The organism is Mesorhizobium sp. LMG17149, from assembly GCF_024518695.1.
In the GTDB taxonomy this organism is placed as follows: domain Bacteria; phylum Pseudomonadota; class Alphaproteobacteria; order Rhizobiales; family Rhizobiaceae; genus Mesorhizobium.
Window position 1 is genome coordinate 26,622 of record NZ_JANIFL010000004.1, and the last position, 25,035, is coordinate 51,656.

At 62.7% G+C, this 25,035-nt stretch carries 24 protein-coding genes; 14 read left to right on the forward strand and 10 right to left on the reverse strand.

Annotated features, from left to right (window positions below; genetic code table 11):
- Positions 1 to 18 precede the first annotated feature (18 nt).
- Together panC and panB are read right to left on the reverse strand one after the other, a co-directional pair.
- Entirely contained in the window at positions 19 to 870 is an 852-nt protein-coding gene (panC, locus tag NP945_RS09155; RefSeq protein ID WP_256746173.1) for a pantoate--beta-alanine ligase, read from the reverse strand.
- Positions 867 to 1,709 carry a 3-methyl-2-oxobutanoate hydroxymethyltransferase gene (gene panB / locus NP945_RS09160; RefSeq protein WP_256746174.1) on the reverse strand — a complete coding sequence of 281 codons (843 nt, stop codon included), beginning with the start codon at positions 1,707 to 1,709 and terminating at the stop codon, positions 867 to 869. Before panB ends, panC begins: the two co-directional genes overlap by 4 nt.
- A gap of 229 nt (positions 1,710 to 1,938) precedes the next feature.
- On the opposite strand from panB, the gene NP945_RS09165 reads away from it, so the two are divergent.
- The 3 genes from NP945_RS09165 (at position 1,939) to NP945_RS09175 (ending at position 3,513) form a co-directional block, all read left to right on the forward strand.
- Positions 1,939 to 2,337 carry an NADH:ubiquinone oxidoreductase subunit NDUFA12 gene (locus tag NP945_RS09165; RefSeq protein ID WP_256746175.1) on the forward strand — a complete coding sequence of 133 codons (399 nt, stop codon included), beginning with the start codon at positions 1,939 to 1,941 and terminating at the stop codon, positions 2,335 to 2,337.
- A 123-nt stretch (positions 2,338 to 2,460) separates the two neighbouring features.
- On the forward strand, positions 2,461 to 3,051 hold the full coding sequence (locus NP945_RS09170; RefSeq protein ID WP_128304042.1) for a DUF2155 domain-containing protein: 591 nt from the start codon (positions 2,461 to 2,463) through the stop codon (positions 3,049 to 3,051).
- 75 nt (positions 3,052 to 3,126) lie between these two features.
- Positions 3,127 to 3,513 carry a hypothetical protein gene (locus NP945_RS09175; protein WP_127322832.1) on the forward strand — a complete coding sequence of 129 codons (387 nt, stop codon included), beginning with the start codon at positions 3,127 to 3,129 and terminating at the stop codon, positions 3,511 to 3,513.
- Between the two features lie 28 nt (positions 3,514 to 3,541).
- On the opposite strand, the gene aat is transcribed toward NP945_RS09175, so the two are convergent.
- From aat to NP945_RS09205, 6 genes are all read right to left on the reverse strand, one after another.
- Positions 3,542 to 4,159, reverse strand: a complete 618-nt coding sequence (gene aat, locus NP945_RS09180; protein ID WP_127269232.1) for a leucyl/phenylalanyl-tRNA--protein transferase — start codon at positions 4,157 to 4,159, stop codon at positions 3,542 to 3,544.
- 12 nt (positions 4,160 to 4,171) lie between these two features.
- Positions 4,172 to 5,515 (reverse strand): acetyl-CoA carboxylase biotin carboxylase subunit, encoded by a 1,344-nt coding sequence (gene accC / locus NP945_RS09185; RefSeq protein ID WP_256746176.1) that lies wholly within the window; start codon positions 5,513 to 5,515, stop codon positions 4,172 to 4,174.
- A 10-nt stretch (positions 5,516 to 5,525) separates the two neighbouring features.
- Positions 5,526 to 5,984: an acetyl-CoA carboxylase biotin carboxyl carrier protein gene (gene accB, locus NP945_RS09190; RefSeq protein WP_023812132.1), complete on the reverse strand. Its 459-nt coding sequence runs from the start codon at positions 5,982 to 5,984 to the stop codon at positions 5,526 to 5,528.
- Between the two features lie 26 nt (positions 5,985 to 6,010).
- A complete protein-coding gene (gene aroQ / locus NP945_RS09195) occupies positions 6,011 to 6,445 on the reverse strand; it encodes a type II 3-dehydroquinate dehydratase (protein ID WP_256746177.1) in 435 nt (144 codons plus the stop codon).
- Positions 6,446 to 6,593: 148 nt separating this feature from the next.
- Positions 6,594 to 7,397: a DsbA family protein gene (locus tag NP945_RS09200; RefSeq protein ID WP_127272408.1), complete on the reverse strand. Its 804-nt coding sequence runs from the start codon at positions 7,395 to 7,397 to the stop codon at positions 6,594 to 6,596.
- Positions 7,398 to 7,458: 61 nt separating this feature from the next.
- Positions 7,459 to 8,853, reverse strand: coding sequence for a M48 family metalloprotease (locus NP945_RS09205; protein ID WP_256746178.1), 1,395 nt, complete (start codon positions 8,851 to 8,853; stop codon positions 7,459 to 7,461).
- A gap of 145 nt (positions 8,854 to 8,998) precedes the next feature.
- On the opposite strand from NP945_RS09205, the gene NP945_RS09210 reads away from it, so the two are divergent.
- Together NP945_RS09210 and NP945_RS09215 are read left to right on the forward strand one after the other, a co-directional pair.
- On the forward strand, positions 8,999 to 10,147 hold the full coding sequence (locus NP945_RS09210; RefSeq protein ID WP_256746179.1) for a pyridoxal phosphate-dependent aminotransferase: 1,149 nt from the start codon (positions 8,999 to 9,001) through the stop codon (positions 10,145 to 10,147).
- A 4-nt stretch (positions 10,148 to 10,151) separates the two neighbouring features.
- Positions 10,152 to 11,117: a glutaminase gene (locus tag NP945_RS09215; RefSeq protein WP_256746180.1), complete on the forward strand. Its 966-nt coding sequence runs from the start codon at positions 10,152 to 10,154 to the stop codon at positions 11,115 to 11,117.
- 102 nt (positions 11,118 to 11,219) lie between these two features.
- Here NP945_RS09215 and NP945_RS09220 read toward each other — a convergent pair whose 3' ends face one another.
- Positions 11,220 to 14,162: a ribonuclease E/G gene (locus NP945_RS09220; RefSeq protein WP_256746181.1), complete on the reverse strand. Its 2,943-nt coding sequence runs from the start codon at positions 14,160 to 14,162 to the stop codon at positions 11,220 to 11,222.
- Between the two features lie 652 nt (positions 14,163 to 14,814).
- On the opposite strand from NP945_RS09220, the gene NP945_RS09225 reads away from it, so the two are divergent.
- The 9 genes from NP945_RS09225 to NP945_RS09265 all read left to right on the forward strand — a co-directional run bounded on the left by NP945_RS09225 (position 14,815) and on the right by NP945_RS09265 (position 23,347).
- A complete protein-coding gene (locus tag NP945_RS09225; RefSeq protein WP_256746182.1) occupies positions 14,815 to 16,077 on the forward strand; it encodes an N-acetylmuramoyl-L-alanine amidase in 1,263 nt (420 codons plus the stop codon).
- 1 nt (position 16,078) lies between these two features.
- Positions 16,079 to 16,261, forward strand: a complete 183-nt coding sequence (locus tag NP945_RS09230) for a hypothetical protein (RefSeq protein ID WP_127323273.1) — start codon at positions 16,079 to 16,081, stop codon at positions 16,259 to 16,261.
- 30 nt (positions 16,262 to 16,291) lie between these two features.
- Positions 16,292 to 18,748, forward strand: a complete 2,457-nt coding sequence (locus NP945_RS09235) for a penicillin-binding protein 1A (RefSeq protein WP_256746183.1) — start codon at positions 16,292 to 16,294, stop codon at positions 18,746 to 18,748.
- A gap of 118 nt (positions 18,749 to 18,866) precedes the next feature.
- A protein-coding gene (gene prfB, locus NP945_RS09240) for a peptide chain release factor 2 (RefSeq protein ID WP_127272597.1) occupies positions 18,867 to 19,998 on the forward strand; the annotation gives its coding sequence in 2 pieces (ribosomal slippage) (positions 18,867 to 18,932 and positions 18,934 to 19,998; 1,131 coding nt in all).
- A 79-nt stretch (positions 19,999 to 20,077) separates the two neighbouring features.
- The gene (locus NP945_RS09245) at positions 20,078 to 20,497 is read left to right on the forward strand and encodes a GFA family protein (protein ID WP_256746184.1); all 420 of its coding nucleotides are present in this window, start codon (positions 20,078 to 20,080) and stop codon (positions 20,495 to 20,497) included.
- 286 nt (positions 20,498 to 20,783) lie between these two features.
- Positions 20,784 to 21,161 carry a hypothetical protein gene (locus tag NP945_RS09250; RefSeq protein ID WP_256746185.1) on the forward strand — a complete coding sequence of 126 codons (378 nt, stop codon included), beginning with the start codon at positions 20,784 to 20,786 and terminating at the stop codon, positions 21,159 to 21,161.
- Positions 21,162 to 21,319: 158 nt separating this feature from the next.
- Complete coding sequence (locus tag NP945_RS09255; RefSeq protein ID WP_128363345.1) at positions 21,320 to 21,688, forward strand: GFA family protein; 369 nt, start codon at positions 21,320 to 21,322, stop codon at positions 21,686 to 21,688.
- Between the two features lie 176 nt (positions 21,689 to 21,864).
- Positions 21,865 to 22,515, forward strand: a complete 651-nt coding sequence (locus NP945_RS09260) for an OmpA family protein (RefSeq protein ID WP_013531371.1) — start codon at positions 21,865 to 21,867, stop codon at positions 22,513 to 22,515.
- Positions 22,516 to 22,741: 226 nt separating this feature from the next.
- Entirely contained in the window at positions 22,742 to 23,347 is a 606-nt protein-coding gene (locus NP945_RS09265) for a hypothetical protein (RefSeq protein ID WP_127272004.1), read from the forward strand.
- Between the two features lie 71 nt (positions 23,348 to 23,418).
- Here the strand turns inward: NP945_RS09265 and NP945_RS09270 are convergent, their stop codons facing one another.
- Positions 23,419 to 25,005: a DEAD/DEAH box helicase gene (locus tag NP945_RS09270; protein WP_164748844.1), complete on the reverse strand. Its 1,587-nt coding sequence runs from the start codon at positions 25,003 to 25,005 to the stop codon at positions 23,419 to 23,421.
- Positions 25,006 to 25,035: the final 30 nt, after the last annotated feature.

Here is a 25,035-nt window from a genome sequence, read left to right on the forward strand (position 1 = left end):
CGAAGGATCGAGCCTTCGCTAAACAGCGGGAACCCCGACATTGTCGATCAGTCTGGTCTTGCCGAGCCATGCTGCCGCGAGAAGACGCCCTTCGTGGTTTCGATGCCATGGCGCAAGCGTCAGGCTTTCGCGTGCCTGGACATAGTCGACCTTTTGAAAGCCGGCGGCGATGAGGGCGCGGCTGGCCTCTTCGGTTGCGTCGCTCTGGTCGGCGCCTGCCGCCAGGGCTGCAGCCGTATTGCGCAATATCACGTTGAGTTGGCGGGCGATCTTCAACTCGGCCTCATCGAGATAGGCGTTGCGGGACGACATGGCGAGACCATGCGCGTCGCGGATCGTTGGTGCGCTGATGATCTCGACGGGCAGGTCGAGGTCGCGGCAGAGCTGCCTCACCACGCAAAGCTGCTGGTAGTCCTTCTCGCCGAAGACCGCACAGTCGGGCGTTGCCTGCAGGAGGAGCTTTGCCACCACGGTGGCGACGCCGTCGAAAAAGGTCGGCCGAAAGTCCGATTCGAGCCCGCCGGAGGGGCCGCCGACCGAGATTTTCGTGGCGAAGCCGGCGGGATACATCTCGCCAACCGTCGGTGTGAAGGCAAGGTCGGCCTTTGCCGCGCCCAGTTGGTCGAGGTCGCGGGCGAGTTGGCGCGGGTATTTGTCGAGGTCTTCGCTCGGCGCGAACTGGGTCGGGTTGACGAAGATCGACACGACGCAGCGCTCGGCTCTTTCGAGTGCGATCCTGACCAGCGAGATGTGCCCGTCATGCAAAGCGCCCATGGTCGGCACCACGGCGACACGAAGGCCGTCGCGCCGCCAGTCCCGGATTTGCGCGCGAAGTGCGGCTACGTTGTCGACGACGGCGGGTTGGCTCATGCGTCGTCCCTGCTGTTTGTCGCCGAAAAGACATGGCCGGGGCCGGGGAATGTCCGGCCCCGCACCTCGGCTGCATAGGTTTCCGCTGCATGCGAGATCACGCTGCGCAGGTCGGCGTATTCCTTGACGAATTTCGGCACGCGATCGACGGTCAGCCCGACCATGTCGTCGATGACCAGGATCTGGCCGTCGCATTCACCGCTGGCACCGATGCCGATGGTCGGAATGGCGAGGCGGCGGCTGATATCGGCGGCGACCCTCTCGACCGTGCCTTCGATGACCACCGAGAAAGCGCCGGCATTCTCGACGGCGAGCGCATCGCGAAGCAATGCCGCAACAGCCTCCTCGGTGCGGCCCTTGATCTTGTAGCCGCCGTCCTTCTCGACCGATTGCGGCTGCAGGCCGATATGTCCCATCACCGGAATGCCGGCGGCGACGATGGCCTCGATCTGGCTGATCATGTCGAGGCCGCCTTCGAGCTTCACCGCCTGGCAGCCGGTTTCGTCGACGACCCGCCGCGCCGAGGCGACGGCTTGCGCTGCCGTTGCCTCATAGGTGCCGGCCGGCAGGTCGACGACGACGCAGGCCCTGGCCGAGCCGCGCATCACGGCCTGCCCATGTGCTATCATCATCTCCAGCGAGGCGCCCAGCGTCGTCTTGTGGCCATGCAGGACCATGGCAACACTGTCGCCGACCAGAAGCAGGTCAACATGGTGATCGAGCAGACGGGCGATGGGATAGGTATAGGCGGTCAGGCAAACGATCGGCGTGCCGCCCTTGCGGTGGCGAATCGCCTCGGCGCTGATGCGAATGTCGGTGGTCGGCAATTCCGTGGCCAATCGTCACCTCCTTTGGCCTCAAGCCGGGCTGGATGCTGGCATAGGCGCGCAGAGCTTTAGAAATACCGTAAAGGCTTGGCAAGCGTGCATGCTGCGACCGGCAGGATCACAGGCTTGTGTCGGGTTTCCGGCAAGCCATTTGCGCGCACGCCGTGGCAAAAGCCTTGCCTTCGGCAAGGCCTGACGCCATAAGCAGGAAAACGGGCGCTGCCGGCGCGAGGGTTTTGAAATGAAGACTTTCCTTACGCAGTTTTTCACCTGGTGGAACAGCCAGACGATAGGAACCCGCCTGCACACCTGGCGGTACGGCAAGAAGGTCGGCCAGGACGAAACCGGCAATCTCTACTACGAAGGCGGCATCGATTCGGAAGGCCGCACGCGCCGCTGGGTCATCTACCGCAATTATTCGGAAGCTTCGGCGATACCGCCCGGCTGGCACGGCTGGATGCACCACCGCGTCGACGTCGCGCCGTCCAGCGAGGACTACAAGCCGCGCGACTGGCAAAAGCCGCATCAGCCCAATCTGACCGGCAGCCCGGCGGCCTATCGCCCGAAGGGCTCGGTGCTGACCAATCAGCATCGCCCGCAGGTTACCGGCGATTACGACGCCTGGACACCCGGGTCTTAGCGACAGGCTGCAAGCCGGTCCTTTATCGCCACAATTGGTGTTTAGCTGCTTGCTGATCAGAAAACGGCGACTAGCCTTGGTGATCGACAGAATCACCCGGGCGCGAACCACCGGTATCTTTGCATGAGCTTTTCTTACTCAATATCGGCCAGTCTGGCGCTAGCCGCCGGTCTTGCCGTCAGCACCGTGGCCTTCGCCGCTTCGCCTGAGCCCGCGGCACCCGCGCCGGCGCCGCCCGCGGGAGCGGACCGGGTCACCAATGCCGTTGCCGAGTTTGCCGGTATCGACAAGATCACCGGCCGCATCATCACCTTCGATGTCTATATCGACGAGACGGTGCAGTTCGGTGCTTTGCAGGTGACGCCGCGCGTCTGCTATTCGCGGCCACAGACCGAAGAGCCGAAGACAGATTCCTTCGTCGAGGTCGACGAGATTACGCTGGACCGCAAGATCCGCCGCATCTTCACCGGCTGGATGTTTGCCGAAAGCCCCGGCCTCAATGCCGTCGAGCATGCCGTCTATGACGTCTGGCTGAAGGCTTGCAAGCAGAAGTCGGATGTGCCGGCGCCCGATGGCGCCAAGGCAGACTCGACCAAAGCCGAGGCGCCCAAGCCCGCGGCGGCCAAACCGAAAGCCGCGACCGCTCCGGACGTGACAGAGCCTGGCGTGACGGAGCCGGACGCTTCGGACCCCGATACGACCGACACCAACTGATCCTCCGGAACCGTCCTTGCCACCATACGTTGGGGCACGGATGAGCGCGCATCTATGCGCAGGGAGGATCTTCCGATGTCAGACAGCAAGCGGATCACGGCTGGCAAGGCAGAGTTGCTGGAACTTGAAAAGGGATTCTGGACTGGCGACGCGGCCTACTATGCGGCCAATGTCGACACCGAATGCTTGGTGGCGTTTCCGCAGATGGCACAGGCGATGGACAATGCGGATCTCGCCAAGACCGCAACCAAGCCCAACCGCTGGCGCGACCTGAAAATCGACCTCAAGGGTATTATCGAGCCGGGCAGCGACATCATCATGCTGACCTACGAGGCACATGCGACACGCGAGAACGGCGAACCTTACGTCGCGCTGGTCAGCACCGGCTATGTCCATCGCGTCAATGGCTGGAAGATGATGTTCCATTCGCAGACGCCATTGGAAGCCGCCACCGGGAAGTAGGCTCAATCTTCAGGGATAGAATTCGGCGTCAGGGATAGAATACGGCCTCGCCCTTCAGCGCGTCGGCCAGCATCTTTTCATATTTGCCGCGCGGCACGTCGACCGCGCCGAAGCGCTTGAGGTGCTCGGTGGTGAACTGGGTGTCAAGCAGAGCGAAGCCGCGTGCCTTCAAGCGCTCGACGAGATAGAAAAGGCAGGTCTTGGAAGCGTCCGTCTCCCTGGCGAACATGCTCTCGCCAAAAAACACCCGGCCGAGCGACACGCCATAGAGGCCGCCGACCAGCCGGTCCTCGCGCCACGCCTCGACCGAATGACAATGGCCTATCCGATGCAACTCGACATAGGCTTCGCGGATCGGCGCATTGATCCAGGTCGAGCGCCGTTCCACGCGCTTTTCGGCGCAGCCGTCGATGGTCGCTTCGAAATCGAAATCGAAACGGATGTCGAAGGGGTTCTTCCTGATCGTTTTCCTGAGGCTTTTCGGCGCGTGAAAACCATCGAGGGGAATGATGCCGCGCGTCTCCGGCCGCACCCAGAACACCTCCGGGTCGCCGGCACTTTCGGCCATCGGAAAGACGCCCGAGGCGTAGGCCTTGAGCAGCAGGTCGGTGGGGATGCGATAGCCGGGCGCGTAGGGGCGGGTCATCGCGTCTCCGCGCTAGTCTTCCTTGGCCAGGTATTTTTCCAGCCAGTGGATGTCGTAGTCGCCATTGGCGATGTCGGCATTGCCGACGAGATCGCGAAACAGCGGCAACGTCGTCTTGATGCCGTCGACGACGAACTCGTCCAGGGCGCGGCGCAGGCGCATCATGCACTCGACGCGATTACGCCCATGCACGATCAGCTTGCCGATCAGGCTGTCATAGTATGGCGGGATCTTGTAGCCGGAATAAACGCCGGAATCGACGCGGATGCCCAGGCCGCCCGGTGTGTGGAAATGGGTGATCGTGCCGGGCGAGGGGGTGAAGGTGCGCGGGTCCTCGGCGTTGATGCGGCATTCGATGGCGTGGCCGTTGAACTTGATGTCCTCCTGCTTCACCGAGAGGCCGCCACCGGAGGCGACGCGGATCTGCTCGTGGACGAGATCGATGCCGGTGATCGCTTCCGTCACCGGATGCTCGACCTGCAGGCGCGTGTTCATCTCGATGAAGTAGAACTCGCCATTCTCGTAGAGGAACTCGATGGTGCCGGCGCCGGAATAGCTGAGATCGGCGATGGCCTTGGCGCAGATGCCGCCGATGCGGGCGCGCTCTTCGGCATTGAGGGCGGGCGAGGGCGCCTCTTCCCAAACCTTCTGGTGGCGGCGCTGCAAGGAACAGTCGCGCTCACCGAAATGCACGCCGCGGCCAAAGCCGTCACCGAACACCTGGACTTCGATATGGCGCGGCTTTTCCAGGTATTTTTCGATATAAACGGCATCGTCGCCGAACGCCGCACCGGCTTCCGTGCTCGCCGTCTGCAGGGCGATCTCCAGGTCAGCCTCGGTGAGGGCGACCTTCATACCGCGACCGCCACCACCGGCCGATGCCTTGATGATCACGGGATAGCCGATCTCGGCGGCAATGCGCCTGGCTTCCTTCTGGTCGGTGACGGCGCCGTCCGAACCGGGCACAACCGGAATGCCGAGGCGCTTGGCGGTTCGCTTGGCCTCGATCTTGTCGCCCATGATGCGGATATGGTCGCCGGACGGACCGATGAAGGTGATGTTGTGCGCGGCCAGTATGTCGGCGAATTTGGCGTTCTCCGACAGGAAGCCGTAGCCCGGATGCACGGCGTCGGCGCCGGTGATTTCGCAGGCCGCAACGATCTGATGGATGTTGAGATAGCTGTCGCGCGATGGCGGCGGACCGATGCAGACGCTCTCGTCGGCGAGCCGCACATGCATGGCGTCGGCATCGGCGGTCGAATGCACCACCACCGTCTGGATGCCGAGTTCCTTGCAGGCGCGCAGCACCCGGAGGGCGATTTCGCCGCGATTGGCGATGAGGATCTTCTGAAACATCAGGCCCGCTCTATTCGATCACGACGAGCGGCATGCCATATTCGACCGGCTGCGAATCCTCGAAAAGGATCGCGGTCACCGTGCCGGCACGTGGCGAGGGGATCTGGTTCATCGTCTTCATCGCTTCGATGATCAGCAGCGTCTGGCCTTCCTTGACCTTCTGGCCGACTTCGATGAATGCCTTGGCGTCCGGCGACGGCGCCAGGTAGGCGGTGCCGACCATCGGCGAGGTGACTGCGTTCTTGGAAATATCTGCCACAACGGGCAGAGCTACGGAGGCAGCTTGCGCTGCTGCCGGCGCATAGGCCTGCTGCGGCGCTGCGATTGCATGAACAGCCGGCGCCTGCCGCGAGACGCGCACCTTCAGGTCGCCCAGTTCAACCTCGATCTCGGTGAGATTGGTGTCGTTCAGTATGCCCGCCAGATCGCGGATCAGTTGCTGGTCAACACCGGTCTTCTTTATCGACATTTTCGAGCCTTCTGTTTGTTGGCCGGTCATAGGCGTGCGGCCAGCGCCTGTAGCGCCAGCGTATAGCCGAGCGGCCCAAAGCCACAGATCATGCCGACGGCGACCGGCGCGACCATGGAGATGTGGCGGAATGGTTCCCGCGCATGGATGTTGGAAAGATGAACTTCGGCCACCGGCAACGGCGCGACGGCGCGGATGGCGTCGTGGATGGCAATCGAGGTGTGGCTGTAGGCGCCCGGATTGATGACGATGCCGACAGCCTTGTCGCCAGCTTCCTGAATCCAGTCGACAAGGTCGCCCTCATGGTTCGACTGGCGGAAATCGATCTCGAACCCCAGCGCCGTGCCTGCCTGCTTGCAGTCGTCGGCGATCGCGGCAAGCGTCTTGCCGCCATAGATGCCCGGCTCGCGCTTGCCGAGCGCGTTGAGATTGGGACCGTTCAGGACGAAAACCGTTTTCAAAAAGCCGACCTTTCCCGGCGCCGTCATCAAGCCGGCGCGCTGGGCCCTCTATAATGGGCATAGCCGCCCGCGGAAAGAGCGCAAGTGCGTTCTTTCACTGTCCACAACAGGCGGAAATGTGCCCGTGAGAAATAGCTGGCGAGCAAGATCAGAGCGCGGCTTTCGCCGCCTCGATCTTTTCTGCCAGCACTTCCTGCCCGAGTGCTCCGAACACCACCTCGTTGCCGATGACATAGGACGGCGTTCCGGTGATCGCCAGCTTGTTGGCAAGATCGTAGGTCTTGGCGAGGGCCTCGTTGATTGTCGGGTCCTTCATCTTCTCGCGCAGCGCCGCTTCGTCGGCGCCGAGCGACAGCGCGACCTTGATTGCCGACGCCTCGGTGGCGCGTCCCTGGCCGCCGAGCAACGCATTGTGGAACTCGCCGTACTTTTCCGGGTGCATCAGGTGAAAGGCCATCGAGACCACGCTCGCCTTCTGCGATTCCGGTCCAAGGATGGGGAATTCCTTGAGCACGAAGCGCAGGTCCGGATCGGTCTTGGTCAGCGCCTGCATGTCGTCCATGGCGCGTTTGCAGAAGCCGCAATTGTAGTCGTAGAACTCGACGATGGTGACCTTGCCGTTCGGATTGCCGACGACGCCGTCGAAGGCGGAGTTGAAGATCTGGTCCTTGGCATTCTTGATCACGCCGAGATGAGCGATGCGCTGCTCTTCCTTCTGCTTGGCCTCAAGCGCGTCCTGGACTTCCAGGAGGACTTCCGGGTTTTTCAACAAATAGTCGCGGATGATGCCTTCGACCTCGGTGCGGTCGATCTTGGTATCGGCCGCCGCGGTCTCGACCGGCTGTGCGGTACCGGCCTTGGCGATCTGCGGGTTTCCGGCAACGAATCCGAAAGCCAGCATGGCCAGGGCGACCGCAACCCCCGTGGTGCCCAGCAGCAGTGCCTTTTTCATCGTTCCTGTTCCTTCTACCTGTTTTCCGGTCTGGCTATGTCGTGGCGCGCGGCCGGAAGGTTCACTTGATCTTGGTTGACGGCTTGTAGTTTATGATATCCTGGGCGCGAAGCCAGCGCGGCTCGCCGCGTTTCATCTGCTGCTGCGCCCGCATGGCGAAAATCTTCGCATCCTTGTAGTTGCCGGAATAGAAATGGCTTTCGGCGGTGGCAAGTTCGGCGCCCGGTATGTCACCCAACTCACCGTAGGCCTGTGCCAGATAGCGATACCCGGCTGAATTTTCCTTGTCGCGCCCGAGGCCGTTGTTGATCTGCACGACGGCTTTTTTCAGAGAGTCGGGCGTGCCGACGGCCATCAGCGCCTGGCCCATGGACACCGGCAGCAGACCGGACCGCGCCGAATCGAGGCTGACCGCCTTGGCGTAGGCGTCCGCGGCTTCCTTGGGTTTGTTTGCCTTCATCAGGATGTCGCCGCGCAGTTCCTGGAAGTAAGCGTTCTTGGGCTGCGCCTTGATCAGTGCATTGGTCTTGGCGAGCGCGGCGGCGATGTTGCCGAACAGGTAGGTCGACTGGGCGTCGCCATATAGCGCGGCGAGTGTCCCTTGCATCTTTCGCATCAGCCGCGACGCAGCCGCCTGGCCTTCCATGTAGACGGCGATCTTCACCCGCACCATGTCATGGCGCTGCTGCAGCGCGGGCGGGTCCGGCCTGTCGACATTGGGGCTCTGTTTCACCAGCACTTCGAGATTGGAGATACGATCCCGCGGCATCGGATGGCTGATCCGGTAGGGATCGACTTGCGCGCCCGAGAGCGACAGCGCAGTCTGGAAGCGGTGAAACGTCTTCAGCATGCCCATGCCGGACTGGCCGGTGGCGTTGAGATAGGTGATCGCCGAGCGGTCGGCCGTCATCTCCTCGGTGCGCTGGTAGGCGAGGATGCTGCGCTGTGCCATCTCGCCGCCGCCGGCGGCCACGCCCACGCCCGCACCGGCAAGGCCGCGGCTATTGGTTGTCGCGCCGGCGACCATGGCACCGGCACCCAGCAGCGTCGCGATGATGGCCATCGTCTTGGCGCGTTCAAGCTGGTCGCGGAGTTTCTGCTGGTGGCCGCCGGCGATATGACCGGCTTCGTGCGCGATGACGCCGATGATCTCGTTGGGCGTTTCAGCCGTCATCAGCGCGCCGGTGTTGATGAACAGCCGGCGCCCGGTGACGAAGGCGTTGAAACTCTGGTCGTTGACCAGAACGATGTCGATGCCGTCATTCGCCAGGCCAGCCGCCCTGAAGATCGGCCGCGCGTAATCGCGAACCAGCGCCTCGATCTCGGCGTCGCGCACCACCGGCACGTTCTGGGCAAAGGCGCTGACCGAACTCGCCACTGCAACGGCAACGCCAAGCGAAAGCGTCGCGAAGACGCGCGCTGCCTGGGCAATCGTCGATCTGGGTCGGCTCAACATGATGGCTCCACTGGTAGACGAGCGGGCGAAAGATGAAAAGTCGGCGCCGGAAACTTCCTCAACTTGTGATCCTCACATCAATCGGGCATTTGTGCGGCACATGCGCCAGTGCCTGGCGCCGTCAGTCATCGGGAATACTGGTCAAATGGTCGTTTCGCTCTCACGTCGTGGCAATGTCGAGCCCTTCCATGCGATGGACATTCTGGCAGAGGCAAACCGGCTGAAGTCCCAGGGCGTGCCGGTTGTTTCGATGGCCGTCGGCCAGCCCTCCGATCCCGCACCGGTTCTGGTTCGCGCCGCAGCCGCCAAGGCGCTGCAGGACGGACGCATCGGCTACACCGACGCGCTGGGACTGGCAGGTTTGCGCAAGGCGATCGCCGGACACTACGCCGATCACTACGGGCTTGATATCGAGCCCGGCCGGATCGCGGTGACCACTGGATCGTCGGCCGCCTTCAACCTCGCCTTCCTGGCGATGTTCGATCCGGGTGACCGCGTCGCCATCGCGGCACCCGGCTATCCCGCCTATCGCAACATCATGGCCGCGCTCGGCATCGAGGTGGTCGAGATCGAGCTCGGCGACGCCGCCTACCTGCATGCCGGCCATCTCGAGACCGCGCATCGTGAAAAGCCGCTGAAAGGCGTTCTCTTCGCCAGTCCCGCCAATCCAACCGGCGCGGTCATACCGGCCGATGAACTGGCGGCCCTGGTGAGGACGGCACAAGACCTCGGCATCGCCGTCATCTCCGACGAAATCTATCACCGGCTCGCCTATGCCGCCCCCGACACCACGGCGCTTGCCTATGGAGGCGACGTGACCGTGATCAACTCCTTCTCCAAATATTACTGCATGACCGGCTGGCGCATCGGCTGGATGGTGCTGCCGCAAGAGCTGGTGCGGCCGGTCGAGCGCGTCGCCCAGAGCCTCTACATCTCGCCGCCGGAGCTATCGCAGATCGCCGCGATCGAGGCGTTCAGGGCGACCGAGGAACTGGAGGCGGTAAAAGGCCGCTACGCCTGGAATCGCGAGCTTTTGATGAAACGCCTGCCCGAGCTCGGCTTTCCGCTGGCGGCGCCCATGGACGGCGCCTTCTATGCCTTTTGTGACGTCACCAGGCATACCAATGACAGCATGGCCTTCGCGCGCAAGATGCTGGCCGAGGCGCATGTCGCGGCAACACCCGGCCAAGACTTCGACACTCAGGCCGGCCACCGGACCATGCGTTTCTCCTATGCCGGCAGCCACGACGACATGGTTGAGGCAATGGCGCGCATCGAACACTGGTTGAGGTAGCGCCATGCCGGAACTCGAACAGGCCCACAAACTTGATCAGGCCTCCAAACTTGATCAGGCATTGGCCGAAGTCGCTGCCGAAATGGCCGATCGCACCGATCGCGGTGACGTCGCTTCCTACATTCCGCAGTTGGGCAAGGTCGATCCGAAGAAATTCGGCATCGCAGCGGTCACCAATGACGGCCACGTGCTGACGGCGGGGGACGCCGACCAGGCCTTTTCCATCCAGAGCATCTCGAAAGTGTTCACCCTGACACTGGCGCTCGGCAATGTCGGCGACGCGCTGTGGCAGCGGGTCGGCCGCGAACCGTCAGGCAATCCGTTCAACTCGATCGTGCAGCTCGAGCATGAGAACGGCATTCCGCGCAATCCGTTCATCAATGCCGGCGCCATCGTCATTTCCGACATCCTGCTTGCCGGCCACCAGCCGCGCGAGGCGATCGGCGAGATCCTGCGCTTCATCCAGTTCCTCGCCGACGACGAGACCATCATCATCGACCGCGAGGTCGCGGCGTCCGAGCGCGCCACCGGCTACCGCAACTTCGCGCTTGCCAACTACATGAAATCCTTTGGCAATCTCCACCATGCGCCGGAACTGGCGCTGGGCGTCTACTTCCACCACTGCGCCATCGCCATGAGTTGCCGGCAACTGGCGCTCGCCGGCCGCTTCCTCGCCAATGGCGGCAAGAACCCGGCGACCGGGCATTCCGTGGTGTCGGCCGAGCGGGCACGCCGCATCGGCGCCATGATGCTGACCTGCGGCCATTATGACGGCTCCGGCGATTTCGCCTTCCGCGTCGGCATCCCCGGCAAGAGCGGTGTCGGCGGCGGCATATTGGGCATCGTGCCGGGCGTGGCGTCGCTTGCCGTCTGGTCGCCAGGTCTCAATGCCAACGGCAACTCCAAGCTGGGGTCGATTGCGCTGGAAAAGCTGGCCAGGATGATGAACTGGTCGATCTTCGCGCCGTAGCCTTTCGCGATCCGCCATAGCGCCAGATAAGAAAATCCCGCACCGTCTTCGAGACGGCGCGGGATTTTTTTGTCAGAGAACTAGCTCAGGTGGCTGAAACGCTTAGAAAAAGCCCTTCCGCTGCCACCAGCCGCCGCGCTTCGGCTTGTCCTCGGTCTTGTCCTCGGCCTTGGCCGCGGGCTCTTCCGCGACGATCGAAGACACGACCGGCACGACCGGCGCATTCGCCGCCGCCGGCTTGCGCCGCGACGGGCGGGCCTTCGGTGCCTCCTCGACAGAAGCGATGGCTGCCTCGTCGGATGCGGTGACCGGCGTGTCGACCGGTGCTTCCACCTCCGCAGCCGGCTCATCGGCGACAATTTCGGCCGCGGCCTTCTTTGGCTTGGCCGCGCGACGTGGCTTCTTCGGCTTCTCCGTGGCCGGCGCGTCGTCATTGGCCGGGGCAAGCGCCACCGGCTCTTCGGCTGGTGCGGCAACGACCGGCTCGCTGGCGATCACCTCGGTTGCCCGGACTTCGCCTTCAGACGCGTCTGCTGTTTCGCCAGCACTTGCCTCAGCCTCGCCTTCACCGTCTTCGCGACGGTTGCGCTTGCCGCCGCGCTTGCCGCGCCGGCGCTTTTTGCCCTGGCCTTCGTCCGAAGCTTCAGCTGTCTCAGACGTTTCGGCAACACCGACAGGGGCGTTGTCGTCCGCTTCCGTGTCGCCATCGCTGGCGGCCGAGTCCGGGTCCGAAAACTCACCGGCCGGAGCCGAGACGGAAGCACCGTCCGCAGGGGCGCCATGTTCGCGATCGCGATCCTTGCCGCCGCGCCGGCGCCGACGCTTGCGGCGCTTGCGGTCGCGGCCTTCGCCTTCTTCGCCACCGGCAGCGGGCCGGGGCTGTTGTTGCTGCGGCTGCTGGCGTGGCTGTTCGGCCTGCACCGGTGCTTCATCGTCTTCCTCGACGACGACAATCTCGTCCTCGGGCTCTTCCAACTCGACATAGGCCGGGAAGCTGCGCGCCTCGACGAAGCCTTCCGGCTTTTCAGCCAGCGCGCCACGGAAGATCGCATAGTGTTGCGAACCCACCGAATCGTCGGCCTCGACGGTGATCGTCAGCCCGAAGCGGCTTTCGAGTTCGACCAGCGTGCCGCGCTTGTGGTTGAGCACATAGAGTGCGGTCGCCGCCGGCGTCCGCACCGTGATGTGGCTGCGGGAATCCTTGAGCAGGAATTCCTCAATCGCCCGCACCACCATCAGCGCGACCGACGAATCGGAGCGTACGTGGCCGGTGCCGCCGCAATGGGGGCAGGGCTTCATGGTCGATTCCAGCACGCTGGCGCGGATGCGCTGGCGTGACATCTCCATCAGGCCGAAATGCGAGATACGGCCGACCTGGATGCGCGCACGATCGTTCTTGAGGTGATCCTTCAGCCGCTTCTCGACGGAGCGGTTGTTGCGGTTCTCCTCCATGTCGATGAAGTCGATGACGATCAGGCCGGCAAGGTCGCGCAGCCTGAGCTGACGCGCGACTTCCTCGGCCGCTTCCAGATTGGTGTGGAGTGCGGTGTCCTCGATCGAGTGCTCCTTGGTGGAGCGGCCCGAATTCACATCGATGGCAACCAGCGCCTCGGTCTGGTTGATGATGATGTAGCCGCCGCTCTTCAGCGTCACCTGCGGCTGCAGCATGCGGTCAAGCTGTGCCTCGATGCCGTTGCGCACGAAGATCGGCGTCGTGTCGCGGAACGGCTGAACCACCTTGGCGTGGCTCGGCATCAGCATGCGCATGAAGTCCTTGGCCTCGCGATAGCCTTCCTCGCCGGAGACAAGAATCTCGTCGATATCCTTGTTGTAGAGGTCGCGCACCGAGCGCTTGATCAGGCTGCCTTCCTCGTAGACCAGGGCAGGGGCCGTGGACTGCAAGGTGAGATTGCGGACATTTTCCCAAAGCCGCATCAGATATTCGTAATCGCGCTTGATCTCGGCCTTGGTACGGCTCTCGCCGGCGGTGCGCAGGATCACGCCCATGCCCTGCGGCACTTCGAGATCGGCAACGACCTCCTTCAGACGCTTGCGATCGACCGCGCTGGTGATCTTGCGCGAAATGCCGCCGCCACGCGCCGTGTTCGGCATCAGCACCGAATAGCGGCCGGCAAGCGACAGATAGGTGGTCAGTGCCGCACCCTTGTTGCCGCGCTCTTCCTTGACGACCTGCACCAAGAGGATCTGCCGGCGCTTGATCACTTCCTGGATCTTGTACTGGCGGCGCACCGGCTTGCGGCGGTTGCGCACTTCTTCCAGCGCGTCCTCGGCGCCGACCGATTCGACCTCGTGATCGTCCGGATGCGAGGACTGCACTTCTTCCAGCATGCCGCGATCATTGTCGCCGGAGGTCGCCTCGCTGCCTTGTTCGGCCTGCGGAACGGCTTCGGAAATCACATCGGCCTCGACCGAGGCGGCGATCGACGTCGGGCCGCCTTCGCGGGTTTCGCCTTCGTCCTGCTCGGCGGAATCCTCGCCATGTTCGGACGCATCGGCATGTTCGGACGCATCGGCCGCATGTTCGATGATCTCGGACGTGTGCGAGATCTCCTCGAAACCAGCGTCGGCGCCCTCTTCCGCCTCGTCGGCAGCGTCGCTTGCCTCGCTGGAATCGGCTGCATCGCGCTTGTGCTCGCCCCGGTCGCGGGGCTTGCCGCCGCGCCTGCGGCCGCGCCGTCCGCGATCGCGGCTCTGGCGATCATCGCCGTCGCCGTCCTCGTTCTCTTCGTCCTCAGCCTCCTGCGCTTCCGCGCGCAGCAGTGCCTGACGATCGGCGACCGGAATCTGGTAGTAGTCGGGGTGAATTTCACTGAAGGCGAGAAAACCGTGACGGTTGCCGCCATATTCGACAAAGGCTGCCTGAAGGGAGGGCTCTACGCGCGTTACGCGGGCTAGGTAGATGTTTCCTTTGAGCTGCTTCTTGTCCTGGGATTCAAAGTCGAATTCTTCAATACGGTTACCGCGTACGACGACAACGCGTGTTTCCTCCGGGTGGGAGGCGTCTATCAGCATTTTGTTGGGCATTATTTCGTTTCCCCCCGGCAGCCGTCAGCCGCAGCTTGCGAGGCAAAGCCTGCTGCTGCGTGCCTGGGATGTGGGTGCCGGATATTTGATCGTCCGTCGGCCGCCGCTTGAGCGCCATGGCGGTGCCGCCCGCAGCCATAATGGCGCGGTTTGATGCGGACCTTTCCATGATTGCGCTTGAAGCCATCGTCACCAACAGAACCTTTTGAACCAAAGCCCGGACGAACCGGACCAGCTTGTTTGCTCATACAGAGCCGGCACGGGAACAAACCCGGCCGTTTTCCTCACGCAGGCGATTCCCCCGCCACGGGAGCACGCCTGCGAAATTCGTCGCGATCACCTGAACCCTTTTCGCCTGAAGCGAAAGGAGCCGCCTTTACGTCTGACCCTGTAGCAAGAAGCTGCGGAGGAGGGCGGTTCCAGGATTGCAGTGATCCACCATCGCTTTTATGATTTGGCGGGGTGGAAGGCAACCCCGATTTCCGATGCCGGCAAAAAGCCGTTCCGTAGCGTAAGCCAGCTTGCCGCCCTTGCATGAAAAGGCTTGGTTAACCTTCTCTGGATACCAATCGTTAATCGAGTTCGCGGCCTAACCGGCATTTCGACGAAACGACCGGCGCCGGGCGCCAAACCGGGAGCGACTGGAAGAGAGATGGGATTGGCGGACTTCACAGACAAGGGATGTCGTGTCGGCGGCCGGATCCTGGCCGCTTTCTGCCTCTTGCTGCTGCTGGCGGTCTCATCTGCCTTGTCCTCAAAAGCCAATGCCGCCGACGCTCCGCTCGTGGCAAAAGGTTACAAGATGGCCGGCGATGCCACCAAGATGCGCATCGTCATGGACTTCGATCGCGAACCCGATATCAAATGGTTCCTGCTGCGCGGTCCCAACCGCCTTGTCATCGATCTCGCGAATACGAGATTCGTCGTTGATGCCAAGGACTTGAAGGCGCGGGGCCTGGTCAAGGGCGTGCGCCTGGGCGCGCTCGGCGAGGGCGTTTCGCGGCTGATCCTCACCGGCAAGGGACCGTTCGCCGTCGACAAGCTCGACGTGCTCAAGAACGAGGACGGAACCGGCTACCGCATTGCCATCGACATGTCGGCGGCATCCGAGCGCGAGTTCGACGTGGCGCTGGCTAACCAGGCGCTGACCACCGGATCGACCGTTTCGACCGACAAGGGAGGGCGGGTCGGCACCGGACCGGTTTCCAATCCGGGTCATCGGTTCACCGTCGTCATCGATCCCGGCCATGGCGGCATCGACGGCGGTGCCGAGGGCCTGAACGGCACCATCGAGAAGAATGTCACGCTGGCCTTCGCCACGGAGCTGCGCGACAAACTCGCAGCCGTTGGCAATTATGATGTGTTCATGACGCGCGACACAGACGAATTCCTGCGTCTTGATGACCGCGTGCGCATCGCCCGTCAGCACGAGGCCGACCTGCTTATTTCGATCCATGCCGACACGATCAGCGTCAAGGGCATTCGCGGCGCCACCGTCTACACCGTCTCCGACAAGGCTTCGGACCCCGAGGCGCAGGCGCTTGCCGACCGAGAAAACCTCTCCGATCAGTTCGCCGGCATGGAAATCAAGAACGACAACAAGGAAGTCACCGACATCCTGATCGACCTGATCCGCCGCGAAACGCACAATTTCTCGATGAGTTTCGCCCACACGCTGGTTGGCCAGTTGTCGACCAGCGTCGGCCTCATCAACAATCCGCAGCGTTCGGCGGGCTTCAAGGTGCTCAAGGCACCCGACGTGCCGTCGGTGCTGGTCGAACTCGGTTATCTCTCGAACGCCAAAGACGAGGCGCAGTTGCTCAACGCCGACTGGCGCGGCAAGGCGGCCCAGAGTATAACCAACGCCGTCGCGCTGTTCGCGTCGGCCAAGGCCGGACCGGGAACCGGAGGTTGACATGACCGGCGGCGCCTGCAACCAGAGGCGGCGTTGCGCGACGACAACACCCAATGCTTTTTATTTCCGGCTCGCGACCGCGAAATCAGGCATTGCCGTATTTTGTCCACATGGCGGCGACAAGGGTTTTCGATTACGGATTGGGACCGGCTCGAAAGCTTGCGCGAAAGGCGGCTTCGTTTAGGAAATTCCCGAACCAAGGACTGGAGCGGGTATGATTCGTCTCATTGGCTATTTTTTCGGCATCGGCACGACGCTGGCCCTTTTGGTCGCGGCGGGCGTTGCGATCTACATCGGCCATTTGTCGAAAGATCTGCCCGACTACGAGGTGCTGGCCAAATACGAGCCGCCGGTGACCACCCGCATCCATGCGTCGGACGGCGCGCTGATGGCCGAATACGCGCGCGAACGGCGCCTGTATTTGCCGATCCAGGCCATACCGGACCGCGTCAAGGCGGCCTTCCTGTCGGCCGAAGACAAGAATTTCTACAACCACCCGGGCATCGATGTGACCGGCCTCGGCCGCGCCATCATCGTCAACCTGCAGAATCTCGGCTCGGGCCGGCGTCAGGTCGGCGCCTCGACGATCACCCAGCAGGTGGCGAAGAACTTCCTGTTGTCCTCGGACCAGACCTACGAGCGCAAGATCAAGGAGATGATCCTCGCCTTCCGCATCGAGCAGGCCTATCCCAAGGATCGTATTCTCGAGCTCTACCTCAACGAAATCTTCTTCGGTTTCGGCGCCTATGGCGTCGCCGGTGCGGCGCTGACCTATTTCGACAAGTCGGTCAACGAACTCTCCGTGGCCGAGGCCGCCTACCTGGCCTCGCTGCCCAAGGGGCCGAACAACTACCACCCTTTCAAGCATGCCGATCGCGCGATCGAACGCCGCAACTGGGTCATCGACCAGATGGTCGAGAACGGCTACGTCACGCGTGAAGAAGGCAACAAGGCCAAGGCCGAGCCGCTGGGCGTGACGCCGCGCCGCAGCGGCACCTATCTGTTCGCCGGCGAGTACTTCACCGAAGAGGTGCGCCGCCAGATCATCGCCCGCTACGGCGAGAACGCGCTTTACGAAGGCGGCCTCTCCGTCCGCACCACGCTCGATCCGAAGATCCAGCTCATTGCCCGCAAATCGATGCAGAACGGGTTGATGAAATACGACACGCTGCGCGGCTATCGCGGGCCGGTGACATCGATCGACGTGTCGGGCGACTGGGGCGTGCCGCTTGGCGCCGTCAAGGGGCTGGAGGATGTTCCCGAATGGTCGCTCGCCGTCGTGCTCGACAGTTCGGCGACCGGGCTGTCGATCGGCCTGCAGCCCGCACGGCAGGCGTCGGGCGAGATCGTCAAGGAGCGCGTCGAAGGCACCGTCAGCAAGGAGGACATGGGTTTTGCCATGCGCCATGTGGTTGCCGGCAAGACCGTCAAGGCCAAGTCGCCGGCGGAGGTGCTGAAGCCGGGCGACGTCATCTTCGTGCAGAAAAACGATGGTGCCGATGGCGCCTACAGCCTGCGCCAGGTGCCCGAAGTGGAAGGCGGCCTGATCGCCATGGACCCGCACACCGGCCGCGTGCTGGCCATGGTCGGCGGCTTCTCCTATGCGCAGTCCGAATTCAACCGCGCCACGCAAGCCATGCGCCAGCCGGGCTCTTCGTTCAAGCCGATCGTCTATTCGGCCGCACTCGACAATGGCTATACGCCGGCCTCGGTGATCATGGACGGGCCGATCACGATCCAGAGCGGTAACACCAGCTGGACGCCCAAGAACTATGACGGCACCGTCGCCGGTCCGGCGACCCTGCGCTCCGGCATCGAGAAGTCGCGCAACCTGATGACGGTGCGGCTTGCCAATGACATGGGGATGAAGCTGGTCGTCGAATACGCCGAGCGCTTCGGTGTCTACGACCATCTGGCACCCTATCTACCGATGGCGCTGGGTTCCGGCGAAACCACCGTGATGCGCATGGTGTCGGCCTATTCGATCATGGCCAATGGCGGCAAGTCGATCAAACCGTCGCTCATCGACCGCATCCAGGACCGCTACGGCAAGACGGTGTTCAAGCAGGACGAACGTGGCTGCCAGGGCTGCAATGCACAGGAATGGCAGAACCAGCCGGAGCCGGAACTCGTCGACAATTCCGAGCAGGTGCTCGATCCGATGACGGCCTACCAGATCACCTCGATGATGGAAGGTGTCGTGCAACGCGGCACCGGCGCCACCATCAGTGAACTCGGCCGTCACATCGCCGGCAAGACCGGAACGACCAACGACGAAAAGGACGCCTGGTTCATCGGTTACACGCCCAACCTCGTCGTCGGCCTCTACATGGGCTACGACACGCCGCGCGGACTCGGCCATGGCGCCACCGGTGGTGGCCTCGCGGCCCCGATCTTCAAGGACTTCATGCGGGTGGCGCTGGACGGCACGCCCAATGTCGACTTCAAGGTGCCCGAAGGCATGAACCTTGTCGCCATCAACCGCAAGACCGGCATGCGTGCCGCATCGGGCGATCCGGGCACCATCATCGAAGCCTTCAAGCCGGGTACCGGTCCCGCCGACAGCTATTGGGTCATCGGCATGGGCGCCGACGGCTCCAATGCCACCGGTGGCGCGTTGTCGCCGCAGGCCAACCAGGCCATCCAGTCCGGCGGCGGCGGCCTCTACTGACGATTTTCATGAGCGGATGGGCTGGCCTTTGCGCCAGCCCATTTTGCTTTACAGCCGGCGGCGGCCTGCCTATGTATCGCGCCGACCGACTTCAGCAAACAGGACAGAACAGCCAGCCATGCGCGCGGAAACGCAGAATATTGTCGACGAGATCAGGCAGGCGATAACCCTGCTGAGGAGGCATCTTTGACTGGGATCAGGCCATAAAGCGGCTTGAATACCTCAATGTGCGCGCCGAGGACGCCAGCCTCTGGAACGAGCCGCTGGAAGCGCAGAAGCTGATGCGCGAGCGCCAGGGCCTGGAAGAGGGCATCGCCTCGGTGAAAGGTCTGACGCAGGCGCTGGAAGACAATATCGGCCTGATCGAGCTCGGCGAGGAAGAGCGCGACGAGGGGGTCATTGCCGAGGCCGAAGCCGCGATCCGCTCGATGCAAGGCGAAGCGAAGGCCCGCCAGGTCGAGACGCTGCTGTCGGGTGAAGCAGATTCCAACGACACCTATCTCGAAATCCATGCCGGTGCCGGCGGCACCGAAAGCCAGGACTGGGCCTCGATGCTGCTGCGCATGTATACGCGCTGGGCCGAGCGTCGTCGCTTCAAGGTCGAAGTGCTGGAAATGCATGACGGCGAAGAGGCCGGCATCAAGTCGGCCACGTTGATGATCAAAGGCCACAACGCCTATGGCTGGATGAAGACGGAATCGGGCGTTCATCGCCTGGTGCGTATTTCGCCCTATGACAGCAATGCGCGCCGGCATACGTCCTTCGCCAGCGTCTGGGTCTATCCGGTCATCGACGACACGATCGAGATCGACGTCTCCGAATCCGATGTCCGCATCGATACTTATCGCTCGTCCGGCTCGGGCGGCCAGCACGTCAACACCACCGATTCGGCCGTGCGCATCACGCATCTGGCCACCGGCATTGCGGTTGCCTGCCAGGCCGAACGTTCGCAGCACAAGAACAAGGCCAAGGCCTGGGAGATGCTGCGCTCGCGCCTTTACGAGGAAGAGCTGAAGAAGCGCGAGGCGGTTGCAAACGCCACCGAAGCGTCGAAGAGCGATATAGGCTGGGGTCACCAGATACGCTCCTATGTGCTGCAGCCCTACCAGCTGGTGAAGGATCTCCGCACCGGCGTCGAGAGCACCAGCCCGTCGAGCGTGCTCGATGGCGACCTCGACGATTTCATGGAAGCCTCGTTGTCGCAGCGCATCGAAGGCGGTGCGGGCGAAGCCGTAGCAGACCTGGATTAGGATATGTCCATGTTCAGGTGAGGCTAGCCTGACCTCAATCTGAACATATCCCTGCGCACCACAGCGACGGAGGAGAGGATTGGCGAGCAAGCTCACCGGAAAGTGCTTTTGCGGCGCGGTTCACTACGAGGTCGCCGACGAATTCCTCTATGCCGCGAATTGCCATTGTTCGGACTGCCGGCGCACCACCGGTTCGGCCTTCAAGCCTTTCGCCGGTATCGAGCGTGAAAAGCTTGTCCTCACCGAAGGCGGGGACAAGCTCCTGATCTTTGGCGACGAAAGCGGCCATAACGCGCATTGCGGCCGGTGCGGCTCCTTGCTTTATTCGCTGGTGCGCGACGGCGCCTACGTCCATGTCGCCATGGGAACGCTCGTCAACGACCCGTCCATCCGCCCGACCGAGCACATCTTCGTCGGGTCGAAGGCGGGCTGGTTCACCATCATCGATGACCTGCCGCAGCATCAAGAGCACGTGATTGCCGGCTCTGACCAGCAATAGGCTGGAACCACAGCGGGCCAATTCCGTTTATTCGACGCCCGTTTGCCGGGAATTGACCTTGGCCTCATCTCGTCGGCGGTAGCGGATACCTGACGTTTATAGAACGACGTCGGGAATGCATCTTCTTGCGCCGACCAAGGAATCAGCCCAGCATCCAAACGCTGGGAGAGAAAAAGCATTTATGGCCGGACGCGGCATATCTGCGACCCGACGATCCGGCCACTGGGAAGATACGTTCCGGGAACGGGCAAGCGAAACGCTTGAGCTCGTTTGAAAGGAACGCGTCATGTCTGCTGCCACACTCAGATCGGCCAATGCCGTTCAACCGGCTGGCCGACTTTTGTTTTCCCTGTTCGTGATCGGCGCGATGGCAATGCTGACGGCACCCGCCTTCGCGCATGACGCCACACCCACGGCGGCAAAGCCACAGGGCTGGAGTTATCCGTTCGCATGCTGCGCCAACTATGATTGTCGCACGACCCATACAGGCGAAGTGCTGGAGAAACCCGAGGGCTATGTCATCGCCGGAACGGGTGAGATCGTTCCAATGACCGACAAGCGTGTCAAGGACAGCCCGGACGGCGAGTTCCATTGGTGTGCGCACCAAGCGGGCCTCGACGCCGGCAAGACAATCTGCCTGTTCGTGCCGCCGCGCTCTTATTGACGACAGGATGGCGGTCGGACGTCCGCGGTCGCGTGTGACCGGGGCCGCAGGCCGGGTTTGCGCGGTTCGGGTGATGCCTGCTGACAGACAGTTGTCAGGAGCACCTCTTTATGCTGCCTTTGCCGCACAGGGCGGCGGGCGACAGGAGGAGTTCGTTGATGACCATCAAGGCAAGCTGTCATTGCAAGGCGACGACATTCGAGGTTTCGCAGGCACCGCAGACGGTGACGCAATGCACCTGTTCTTTCTGCTCGAAACGCGGCTCGCTCTGGGCCTACTACGTGCCTTCGCAATTCAAGCTCACCAGCCCGATGGAGAGCGTCTCTTTCTACCGCTGGGGATCGAAAACCGTAAAGCACGGTTTTTGCGCCGCCTGCGGCTGCGGCACCTTTACCGAAACGCCGGACTGGTCGACCGGCGAGCCGGATTTCGACAATCCCAAGATCAGCGTCAACTCGCGACTGTTCGACGATTTCGATCTCGACAAGGTCGAAGTGGTGGTCATAGACGGCAAGAACCTCTGGTAGCCTGATCCGAACGATTGCGGCCCGGCGATGCGGCGCTATCGCCAGGTATCGGTCCCTCGGGAAAAGCCGTGAGCGGCGCTTTTGCCGTTCCGCTTTTCGCCGCAATTCGTGGTACAAGTCGCGGGAAGGGCTGATTTGGCGCCACCGCAAGGCGTGACTTGGAGAGGGACCATCCTATGAAAAAGACTGTGCTCGTCGTCGTGGCGACGGCTGTGCTCGTGAGCGCCTGCACCACCACCGATCCATATACAGGCGACCAGAAGATTTCCAATACGGCGGCCGGCGCCGGCCTTGGTGCTCTGGCGGGTGCCAGCCTTGGCCTGCTTGCCGGCGGCAACGACCGCCGCAACGCACTGATCGGCGCCGGCATCGGCGCGCTGGCCGGCGGCGCCATCGGCGCCACCATGGACCAGAACGAGGCCGAACTGCGCCGGCAGCTCGAGGGCACCGGTGTCAGCGTCACCCGCAGCGGCGACCAGATCATCCTCAATATGCCGTCCGACATCACCTTCAACTCGGACCAGGATGCGGTGAAGCCCGGCTTCTACCAAGTCCTGAACTCTGTCGCGCTTGTGCTGAAGAAGTTCAAGCAGACCACAGTCGACGTGTTCGGCCACACCGATTCGACCGGTGGCGACCAGCACAATTTCGATCTGTCGCAGCGTCGTGCTTTGGCGGTGGCGAACTATCTGTCCGGTCAGGGCGTGGATCAGCGACGCTTCGCAGTCACAGGCTTCGGCAAGACGCGCCCCGTCGCATCCAATGCCACGGCCGAAGGTCGCGCCCAGAACCGCCGCGTCGAGATCCAGCTTTCTCCGCTCACCTGATTTGTACGGCAAACCAATGCGAAACGGCTCCCATGGGGGCCGTTTTTGTTTGAGCGGATATTGGTGTTGTTCAATTAGTTATTGCTAAAATACATCTTTCCCGCAGCTATGGAAAGGAATAGCATCATCGCTGTTCCTGAGGGGATGAGGCGGTGTCACTGGCCGCGCAATCAGCATTTTTCCGCCTCGGTCTTGCACGGCCAGATCAGAAATCTGGGAGGAATGCATGACAAGAACAGCCAGCCTTGGGCGCTGCGGCGTCCTCGTTTTGACAGGTTTGGTAGGCGCGTGGCTGAACGTTGCTTCGGCTCGCGCCGAGGACGCCAACAAGGCCGACATCGAAGCCTTGAAGAAGTCGCTCGCCAAATATGAGGATTACACCGCTGCCGTCCGCGACCTCTATCTGTCGACCGTCGGCTGCGTCCACTACAGCGGAGAAAAGATACCGGGCGCGATGGACTACCCGAAGGGCGCCATGGGCATCCACTTCGTCAATGTCCCGAGTGTCGGCCAGAAGCTCGATCCGATGAGGCCGAACGTGCTGATCTACGAGCCGACCAAGGAAGGCCTGAAGTTGGTCGGAGTGGAATGGCTGGTGCCGCTGACGCCGGACACCAAGGAGCCGCCCAAGCTGTTTGGCCAAACCTTCATGGGACCTATGGAGGGGCACTACCCTCTCATCCCGAAGGAGTTCGTCCATTACGACCTTCATGCCTGGCTCGGGGACAACCCGAACGGCATGTTCAGTCCGACGAACCCGAACGTGAAATGCAACAAGGCCGAGTTTCCGATGCTGGAAAAACCGACCAAGATGATGCCTGGGCCGATGTAACGGGCGAGCCAGGCTGGAAGCTTTGCCAAGAAGGCAGCCGAGTGGCCGGCTCGCCTTCGAAGCGGTCGGGATCAGACCTTGGCGACGATCCGCATGAAGGCCGGCATGTCGTCGCCGAAGCCAACGGTGGAATCATTGTCTTCCTGGTGGCGTTGGCGGGCAGGGCGGCTGTTGTCGCGCTGCGGCCGGGTGTCGCCGCGTTCGGGTGCGCGCTGTTCATTGCGATCGGATGATTTGCGCTCGGTGTTTTCCGAACGGATCGCTTCCTTGCGCGAACGCCGTTCGCCGATGTCGGCGGCTGCGGCCTCGGCCACCGGCTGATCCTCGCGGACTGTTTCCGGTGCGGCATCTTCGCTGCGCTTGGCGTGGCGTTCGCGCGGTTTGCGCTCGCCGCTCTTTTCCCTGCCGCGGTCGTCGTCCTTGCGTCCGGCACGGCGCGGTGCGCCTTTGCCACGGCGCGGAGCATCGTCCTCGCCTTCGCTGGCAACCACCGTCGACAAGTCGCCGTCATGCCACTCGATCTTGTTGCCGATCAGACGTTCGATGGCATCGATGTATTTGGTGTCAGATTTGGTCGCGATGGTGAAGGATTTTCCGGAGCGTCCGGCGCGCCCGGTGCGGCCGATACGGTGGACATAGTCCTCGGCGTGGATCGGCACGTCATAGTTGAAGACATGGCTGACATCGGGGATGTCGAGGCCGCGCGCGGCAACGTCGGAAGCGACGAGGTAGCGCAGCTTGCCGTCGCGGAAATTGGCCAGCATCTGCATGCGCGCGCGCTGGTCCATGTCGCCATGCAGCGCACCGGCGTCGAAATCATGCTTCAGCAGCGAGCGGAACAGCTCCGACACTTCGACCTTGCGGTTGCAGAAGATGATGGCGTTCTTCAGTTCGGCGTCTTCGGCCTTGATCAAATTGCGCAGCGTCTCGCGCTTGTCCCACGGCTTGGAGCCTGATTTGACCAGCCGCTGGATGATGTTGGTGGCGGCGGATGCTGCCTTCGAAACCTCGACGCGGACCGGCGCGTGCAGGAACTTTTCGGTGAGCTTGGTGATTTCGGGCGGCATCGTCGCCGAAAAGAACAGCGTCTGCCTGGTGAACGGGATCATTTCGCAGATGCGCTCGATGTCGGGAATGAAGCCCATGTCGAGCATGCGGTCCGCTTCGTCGATGACGAGGATCTCGACGCCGTTGAGCAACAGCTTGCCGCGCTCGCGGTGATCGAGCAGACGGCCGGGTGTCGCGATCAGCACGTCGGCGCCACGCTCCAGCTTCTTGTCCTGTTCGTCGAACGACACGCCGCCGATCAGAAGCGCGATGTTGAGCTTGTGGTTCTTGCCGTATTTGACGAAGTTTTCCTCGACCTGAGCGGCGAGCTCGCGCGTCGGCTCCAGAATGAGCGTGCGCGGCATGCGAGCGCGGGCGCGGCCCTTTTCCAGCCTTGTGAGCATCGGCAACACGAAGGAGGCCGTCTTGCCGGTGCCGGTCTGGGCAATGCCCAGCACGTCCTTGCCCAGCAGGGCATGCGGAATGGCGCCCGCCTGGATCGGCGTCGGCTCGGTGTAGCCGGCGTCGGTGACTGCGGAAAGGACCTTCGGCGACAGGCCGAGGTCTGAAAAGGTCAACGCTTCTGGAGCGGTCGTGGTGTCTGAGGACAAGTGTTGTTGTCTTTGGCTGGTTCGGGGAAG

Excerpts from the sequence above, each read along its gene's own strand:
- panC (WP_256746173.1), bottom strand. The coding sequence starts at position 870 with ATGAGCCAACCCGCCGTCGTCGACAACGTAGCCGCACTTCGCGCGCAA.
- NP945_RS09230 (WP_127323273.1), top strand. The coding sequence starts at position 16,079 with ATGACCGGCGGCGCCTGCAACCAGAGGCGGCGTTGCGCGACGACAACA.
- NP945_RS09255 (WP_128363345.1), top strand. The coding sequence starts at position 21,320 with ATGACCATCAAGGCAAGCTGTCATTGCAAGGCGACGACATTCGAGGTT.
- NP945_RS09165 (WP_256746175.1), top strand. The coding sequence starts at position 1,939 with ATGAAGACTTTCCTTACGCAGTTTTTCACCTGGTGGAACAGCCAGACG.
- NP945_RS09225 (WP_256746182.1), top strand. The coding sequence starts at position 14,815 with ATGGGATTGGCGGACTTCACAGACAAGGGATGTCGTGTCGGCGGCCGG.
- accB (WP_023812132.1), bottom strand. The coding sequence starts at position 5,984 with ATGTCGATAAAGAAGACCGGTGTTGACCAGCAACTGATCCGCGATCTG.
- NP945_RS09250 (WP_256746185.1), top strand. The coding sequence starts at position 20,784 with ATGTCTGCTGCCACACTCAGATCGGCCAATGCCGTTCAACCGGCTGGC.
- NP945_RS09170 (WP_128304042.1), top strand. The coding sequence starts at position 2,461 with ATGAGCTTTTCTTACTCAATATCGGCCAGTCTGGCGCTAGCCGCCGGT.
- NP945_RS09220 (WP_256746181.1), bottom strand. The coding sequence starts at position 14,162 with ATGCCCAACAAAATGCTGATAGACGCCTCCCACCCGGAGGAAACACGC.
- NP945_RS09205 (WP_256746178.1), bottom strand. The coding sequence starts at position 8,853 with ATGTTGAGCCGACCCAGATCGACGATTGCCCAGGCAGCGCGCGTCTTC.
- NP945_RS09200 (WP_127272408.1), bottom strand. The coding sequence starts at position 7,397 with ATGAAAAAGGCACTGCTGCTGGGCACCACGGGGGTTGCGGTCGCCCTG.
- NP945_RS09265 (WP_127272004.1), top strand. The coding sequence starts at position 22,742 with ATGACAAGAACAGCCAGCCTTGGGCGCTGCGGCGTCCTCGTTTTGACA.
- aat (WP_127269232.1), bottom strand. The coding sequence starts at position 4,159 with ATGACCCGCCCCTACGCGCCCGGCTATCGCATCCCCACCGACCTGCTG.
- NP945_RS09235 (WP_256746183.1), top strand. The coding sequence starts at position 16,292 with ATGATTCGTCTCATTGGCTATTTTTTCGGCATCGGCACGACGCTGGCC.
- NP945_RS09210 (WP_256746179.1), top strand. The coding sequence starts at position 8,999 with ATGGTCGTTTCGCTCTCACGTCGTGGCAATGTCGAGCCCTTCCATGCG.
- accC (WP_256746176.1), bottom strand. The coding sequence starts at position 5,515 with ATGTTTCAGAAGATCCTCATCGCCAATCGCGGCGAAATCGCCCTCCGG.
- NP945_RS09260 (WP_013531371.1), top strand. The coding sequence starts at position 21,865 with ATGAAAAAGACTGTGCTCGTCGTCGTGGCGACGGCTGTGCTCGTGAGC.
- NP945_RS09175 (WP_127322832.1), top strand. The coding sequence starts at position 3,127 with ATGTCAGACAGCAAGCGGATCACGGCTGGCAAGGCAGAGTTGCTGGAA.
- NP945_RS09215 (WP_256746180.1), top strand. The coding sequence starts at position 10,152 with ATGCCGGAACTCGAACAGGCCCACAAACTTGATCAGGCCTCCAAACTT.